The organism is Actinotalea sp., assembly GCF_041597215.1.
GTDB lineage: Bacteria > Actinomycetota > Actinomycetes > Actinomycetales > Cellulomonadaceae > Actinotalea.
Map to the genome: position 1 here is coordinate 1 of NZ_JBFHHB010000184.1, position 6,341 is coordinate 6,341.

A 6,341-nucleotide genomic window follows, 5' to 3' on the forward strand; every position below is an offset into this window, starting at 1 on the left:
GACGAGGTCACCGGGCTGACCTGGCAGCAGGTCCCCGACGCTCAGGACATGACCTGGCAGGAGGCCGTCGACTACGCCAACGCGCTCGAGCTGGGCGGGTACGACGACTGGCGCATGCCGTCCGCCAAGGAGCTCTACTCGATAGCCGACTTCAGCGAGGGATGGCCCTATCTCGACACGACCTACTTCAGCCTGGCCACCGGTGAGGTCACCAAGGACGAGCAGTACTGGACGAGCAACTCCTACGTCGGCACGACCGTCGAGGGCGGAGAGGACTCGGCCTTCGGCGTCAACGCCGTCACGGGGCACATCAAGGCGTACTCCGCAGAGGCGAGCGGACCGGTGGGCGGCAAGTACATCCGTGCGGTGCGCGGTGACGCCTACGGGGAGAACGCCTTCGTCGACAACGGCGACGGCACGGTGACCGACGAGGCGACTGGGCTCATGTGGGCGCAGAGCGACGACGCCGTCGAGCTCGACTGGGCGGACGCTCTCGCCTACGCGAACGAGTCCGAGCTGGGTGGCTACTCGGACTGGCGTCTTCCGAACGTCAAGGAGCTGCAGAGCATCGTCGACTACACCCGGTCGCCCTCGGCCACCGACGAGGACGCCGTGGGCGCGGCGATCGACGAGATCTTCCTCTCGACCCCGATCACCAACGAGGCGGGCGACAGCGACTACGGCTACTACTGGACGAGCACCTCCGCGAACTTCACCAGCGGCGAGCCCTACTACTACGCCTGGTACGTCGCGTTCGGGCGGGCCGTGAACGGCGAGGGCCTGGACTTCCACGGAGCCGGCGCGGTCCGCTTCGACACCAAGACCGAGGAGGGCCCCGACGGGGAGGGCGGGGAGCGCTACACGAACATGGTCCGCCTGGTCCGCGACCTGTCCTGAGCCGCACGAGGCCGGCGCGGGCGGGCCACCGAGACCGGGCGGAAACGCGCCCCGGGCCGTCCACGGGGCTCAGCCGAGCAGGGTCACCAGGTCGCCCGGCTGCTCGGCGACGGCGTACGCGCCGGCGCCCTCCAGCTCGCCCGGCTCGGCATAGCCCCACCGCACCCCGAGGCAGCGGATCCCGTGCTCGGCGGCGCCGTGCACGTCATGCCTGCGGTCTCCGACCATCGTCACGTCCCTCGGGTCCGGCTCGCCGAGGCGGTCGAGGGCGAGGGAGATCACCGCAGCCTTGGTGCCGACCCTGCCGTCGAGGGTCGAGCCCGAGACGTGGTCGAGGTGGACGTCCAGACCGAAGTGCTCGATGACCTGCACGGCGAAGGGCTCGGGCTTGGACGTCGCCACGGCCAGCCGGATCCCCCGCGAGCGCAGCTCGGCAAGGGCCTCGGGGATCCCGTCGTACATGCGGTTCTCGAGCAGCCCCTGGTCGGCGAAGTACTCGCGGTACCGGGTGATCGCCTCGTCCACCCGACCGGCCGGGACGCCGAGGGCCGAGAAGGAGTCCGGCAGAGGCGGCCCGATGCACGAGCGGTGCTGAGCCTCGGTGAGCGGGGCGAGCCCCAGCCCGCTCATGGCGTGGTCGAGGGCTCGGGAGACCCCCTCGAAGGGGTCGGTCAGGGTTCCGTCGAGGTCGAGCAGGAGTGTGCGCACCCCCCGATTCTCCCGCCTCCCGCGCCGGCCCCCGACCGCCGGCCCGCTCGAGGGGCCTGCCTAGACTCCCGATGTGGACCCCCTCGACGCCGTGACGACCACCGCTGCGTGGTACACGACCTTCGCCGAGCGCGACGCGCGGCACTCCTCTCCGCTCTACGCCGACTGGGCAGCGGGCGTCGCCGCGGACCCCGAGCTGCTCGACCTCATCGACACGCTCCCGCCCGCCAAGCGCCAGCCGAACCTCGTGCTCGGGGCGGCCCGGTTCCTCGGCGTCGACGAGGCCTCCCCCGCCGAGCTCCGCAGGTTCCTGCGTGAACGGTGGGCCGAGGTGGCCGCGGTCGTCGCCCGTCGGCGGACCCAGACGAACGTGCCGGGTCGGTGCGCGACGATGCTCCCTGTCCTCGCCTCCATCGCCGGGCCCGTGGCCCTGCTCGAGGTCGGGGCGTCGGCCGGGCTCTGCCTCGTCCCCGATCGCTACTCGTACCGCTACACGCACCCCGGCGGGACATCGCGGCTGGACCCGGGGCCCGGGCCCAGCGAGGTGGTCCTGGACTGCACCCTCGACCGGGTCGACGACGTCCCGGAGCGCCTTCCCGAGGTGGTCTGGCGTGCCGGGATCGACCTCGCACCGCTCGACGTGGCCGATGCCGAGGACCTCGCCTGGCTGGACGCGCTCATCTGGCCCGGGCACGAGACGCGTCGGACGCAGACGAGAGCGGCCGCGCGCCTGGTACGGGCCGAACCACCGCTCCTGGTCGCCGGCGACCTCAACGAGCGGCTCGCCGACGTCGCGGCGCAGGCTCCGGCCGGCGCTCGGCTGGTCGTCTTCCACTCGGCCGTCCTGGCTTATCTCGACGCCGAGGCCCGGGCACGCTTCACCACCGCCGTGCAGGGACTGGACGCCACCTGGATCAGCAACGAGGGGCAGCCGGTGCTGCCCGAGGTCGCCGAGCGCCTGCCCGCGGGGACGGAGGCCGGCCACCGCTTCGTGCTCGCCGTGGACGGGGCGCCCCGCGCCCTCGTCGACCCGCACGGCTCGGGCTGGAGCGCGCTGGGCTGAGCGGTTGCCCACCCCCTGCCGCCGGCCGCCGGGCTCCGCGAGACCCGCCCGGAGCCCGATGTTAGGTTGAGGCCCCCAGCAGGAGGCTCGATGCACTCGCCCCGCCTACGCGGCCGCTATCTCCACATCCTGGTGTTCTTCGCCGGTGTGATCGCCCGGTTCGTGTTGTGGGAGCTCGTCCTGCGCCGCATCGGCCTGCGCGCCACCGCCGATCGCACGCGAACCGCCCGGATCACCCGCGAGGCCACCAGGTTCCGCGCCCTCGCCGTCCGCATGGGCGGCGTGATGATCAAGGTCGGGCAGTTCCTGTCCTCGCGGCTGGACGTGCTGCCCCGCGAGGTGACCGAGACCCTCGCCGATCTGCAGGACGAGGTCCCGGCCGAGGACTTCGAGGACATCCGGGCGCTCGCCGAGACCGACCTCGGCGCGCCGCTCACCGCGCTCCTCGCGAGCGTCGACCCGGTGCCCCTCGCGGCCGCCTCGCTCGGCCAGGTGCACCGCGCCCGGCTCCACCACCCGCACGAGGGCTTCGACGGCGTCGTGCTGAAGGTGCAACGTCCCGGTATCGCCGCCATCGTCGACACCGACCTGGCGGCACTGCGCCGGGTGGGCACGTGGTTGATGCGGTACCGGCCGATCCGCGCGCACGCCGACGTCGGTGCCCTGCTGCGCGAGTTCTCCACGATCCTGTACCAGGAGATCGACTACGCGCACGAGGCGGACAACGCCGAGCTGTTCCGTGCGAACCTCGCGGACGATCCCCGCGTGCTCGTCCCCCGGGTCGTGCGGTCCCTCAGCGCCGGGCGGGTGCTCACCCTGGAGGACGTGTCCGCGATCAAGCTGAGCGACCACGCCGCGATCACGGCAGCGGGGATCAGCCGCACCGAGGTCGCCGAGCGGCTCGTCGCGGTCTACCTCAAGCAGATCTTCGAGGACGGGTTCGTGCACGCCGATCCCCACCCCGGGAACCTCTTCGTCACCGCGGTGCCCGCCCAGCCGCGGGAGCCAGGGACCGCCGAGGAGGGCGACCCCGGTGAGCCCGAGGCCCCGCCGACCTGGCGGCTGACCTTCGTGGACTTCGGGATGATGGCGCGCGTCCCCGACTCGGTGCGCGCGAGCCTGCGCGAGCTCGTCGTCGGGGTGGGCACCCGGGACTCGAGCCGCGTCGTCAAGGCCTACCAGATGCTCGACATGCTGCTGCCCGGCGCGGACCTGGAGGCGATCGAACGCGCGGAGGCGCAGGTCTTCGACCGGTACTGGGGCCTGTCGATGAACGAGCTGCGGAACATCGACCCGCAGGAGGTGCGCGAGTTCGCCCACCAGTACCGCGACCTCCTGCTCGACCTGCCGTTCCAGGTCCCGCAGAACCTCATCTACCTCGTGCGGACGGTCTCGATCCTGTCGGGGATCTGCACCGGGCTCGACCCGCACGTGAACCTCTGGGAGCAGGTCAGCCCCTATGCCCGCCGGCTGGTCGAGGAGGAGACGTCCTCGGGCGCCGCGCACTGGATCGACCAGATCGGCGACGCGTTGATGACCGTGCTCGCCCTTCCCGGGCAGACGAGCCGGGTGCTGGCGCGCGCAGAGGGTCGCGGGATCGCCGTTCGCGACGAGCAGGCCGGCCGGGCGATCCGCTCCGTGAGCCGTTCGGTCGACCGGCTCAGCGGCTCCGTGCTGGCCGCCGGCCTCGTGATCGCCGGCTCCGTGCTGGTCGCCGCCGAGCGGGTGGGCGGGGGTGTGGCGATGATGGTCGTGGCCGCGGTGACGGTGCTGGGCGGGCTGATGGGCGGCGGGCGGCGCTAGGACTCCCCCACCGGTGCGAGGAGGGCCGGGACGCCCCCGCGCGGAGGCGTCCGCTCAGGCAGGCGACCGCTTGGCGTCCATCCGGCGGATGGCCTCGTCGATCGCCCCGCGTCCTGCGAGGAGCATCTCTCGACGGGCGGCGTCCCGGTGCTCGAAGAAGCCGTCCGGCAGGAAGGTCTCCATGCCCTTGCGGATCTCGCTGCGTGCGGCTTCCAGGTGCTCGAGGACCTCGGCGGGAACGTGCGAGCTCAGCGGGTCGTGACGCGAAGAGGTGTCGTTCATGGCCTGCTCCTGGGTCGGGATTCGAGGCTAACACGGGGCCCCGACGGGCTCTCGGCGGGGCCCGTCGGGCCCGGGGCCCGTCGGCACAGGCCGCTCCGGGAGGGCTGCTGCACCCCCACTCCTCAGTTCCCCGCGCCTCGGACGATGTACCGGCTGTGACCCCCCGGCCCGATCCCGACACCACCCCTCTCGCGACGCCCTCGCTCGGTCTCGACGCCCTCCTCCTGACGAACCTCCTCGCCGCGCAGGACGGCACCTCGATCTTCTTCAAGGACCGGCACGGACGGTTCATCCGGGTCAACGCGGAGTGCGCCCGCCTCGCCGGCCGGTCCCCCGAGGAGATGATCGGCCTGACGGACCGCGACCTGACGGACGAGGAGCACGCCGCAGAGCTGCTCGCCGACGAGGAGCGCATCCTCGCCACCGGTGAGCCGATGCTGGCCAAGCGGGAGTTCGACCGCCTGGCCGACCAGCCCGGCACGATGGTCGAGACGAGCAAGTTCCCCCTGCGCGACATGTCCGGGGCGATCATCGGCACGTTCGGATGGACGCGCGACGTCACGCCATGGGCGGTCGCCGGGGAGCGGATGACCCGGTTGGCTGAGGAGAGCGCCGAGGCCCACCTGGACCTCGTGCTCGTCGAGGCGCAGCTGCGCGACGTGCTCGAGGGCTCGAGCGAGGCGATCGCCAAGCACGACCGCGAGCTCCGGTACGAGTACATCAACCCGGCGGGCCTGCGCCTGCGGCGCTCGACGCACGAACGGATGATCGGCAGGACCGACCGCGAGCTGGGCATGGCGGGCGAGGCGCTGACCACCTGGGAAGCCGCATTGCGGCGCGTCCTGGAGACCGGCCAGCCCGGAGCGGTCGAGATCTCCGTGCCGTCCACGCAAGGCGCGGGTGAGCTCTGGTTCCACACGACCCTCTCCGCGAACCGGGACGCCCATGGCACCGTCGTCGCCGTGCTCAGCTCGACGCGGGACGTGACCGAGGCCAAGCGCGCCGAGGCCGACCTGCTGCGTCAGGCCACCCACGACTCCCTGACGGGACTGGCGAACCGCGCTCTGCTCACGGACCGGCTCGACCACGCCCTGAAACGCATGAAGCGCCACCCTGGCCGCCTGGCGGTGCTGTTCCTCGACCTCGACGGGTTCAAGGCGGTCAACGACCAGCACGGGCACGCGGCAGGAGACCAGCTGCTCGTCGAGGTCGCGCGCCGTCTCAGGCAGGTCACGCGGGACGAGGACACCGTCGCGCGGTTCGGCGGCGACGAGTTCGTCATCCTCTGTGATCCGCTGCCGGACGGCGTCCGGGTCGAGGACATCGCCGCTCGGCTCGTCGAGGCCATGACCGCGCCCGTCACCACCGACGTGGGCGAGGTCCGGCTCTCGGCAAGCGTCGGCGCCGCCACCGCGGACGACCCCCGACTGACCGCCGCGATGGTGCTGCGCCACGCGGACTCCGCGATGTACGCCGCCAAGGCGCGCGGCCGCAACGGGTTCACCGTGTTCCTCGACGGCAGCAGCGTCCTCGCCCATCCCTGACCGCCCAGCGGAGCGGGGCACGTGCCCGTCGCTCGCTCATCGGC

General features: G+C 72.4%; 6 protein-coding genes. 4 read left to right on the forward strand and 2 right to left on the reverse strand.

Annotated features, from left to right (window positions below):
• The coding region (locus ABWK99_RS12165; protein WP_372594967.1) for a DUF1566 domain-containing protein at nt 1-897 on the forward strand (897 nt) is incomplete at its 5' end.
• Nucleotides 898-966: 69 nt separating this feature from the next.
• On the opposite strand, the gene ABWK99_RS12170 is transcribed toward ABWK99_RS12165, so the two are convergent.
• On the reverse strand, nt 967-1,605 hold the full coding sequence (locus ABWK99_RS12170) for an HAD hydrolase-like protein (RefSeq protein ID WP_372594968.1): 639 nt from the start codon (nt 1,603-1,605) through the stop codon (nt 967-969).
• A 73-nt stretch (nt 1,606-1,678) separates the two neighbouring features.
• On the opposite strand from ABWK99_RS12170, the gene ABWK99_RS12175 reads away from it, so the two are divergent.
• Together ABWK99_RS12175 and ABWK99_RS12180 are read left to right on the forward strand one after the other, a co-directional pair.
• Nucleotides 1,679-2,668: a DUF2332 domain-containing protein gene (locus ABWK99_RS12175; protein WP_372594969.1), complete on the forward strand. Its 990-nt coding sequence runs from the start codon at nt 1,679-1,681 to the stop codon at nt 2,666-2,668.
• 90 nt (nt 2,669-2,758) lie between these two features.
• Nucleotides 2,759-4,471 (forward strand): ABC1 kinase family protein, encoded by a 1,713-nt coding sequence (locus tag ABWK99_RS12180; protein ID WP_372594970.1) that lies wholly within the window; start codon nt 2,759-2,761, stop codon nt 4,469-4,471.
• Nucleotides 4,472-4,525: 54 nt separating this feature from the next.
• Here the strand turns inward: ABWK99_RS12180 and ABWK99_RS12185 are convergent, their stop codons facing one another.
• Nucleotides 4,526-4,753, reverse strand: a complete 228-nt coding sequence (locus tag ABWK99_RS12185) for a hypothetical protein (protein WP_372594971.1) — start codon at nt 4,751-4,753, stop codon at nt 4,526-4,528.
• Nucleotides 4,754-4,908: 155 nt separating this feature from the next.
• Here ABWK99_RS12185 and ABWK99_RS12190 point away from each other — a divergent pair, with 155 nt between their 5' ends.
• Complete coding sequence (locus ABWK99_RS12190) at nt 4,909-6,297, forward strand: diguanylate cyclase domain-containing protein (protein WP_372594972.1); 1,389 nt, start codon at nt 4,909-4,911, stop codon at nt 6,295-6,297.
• Nucleotides 6,298-6,341 lie beyond the last annotated feature (44 nt).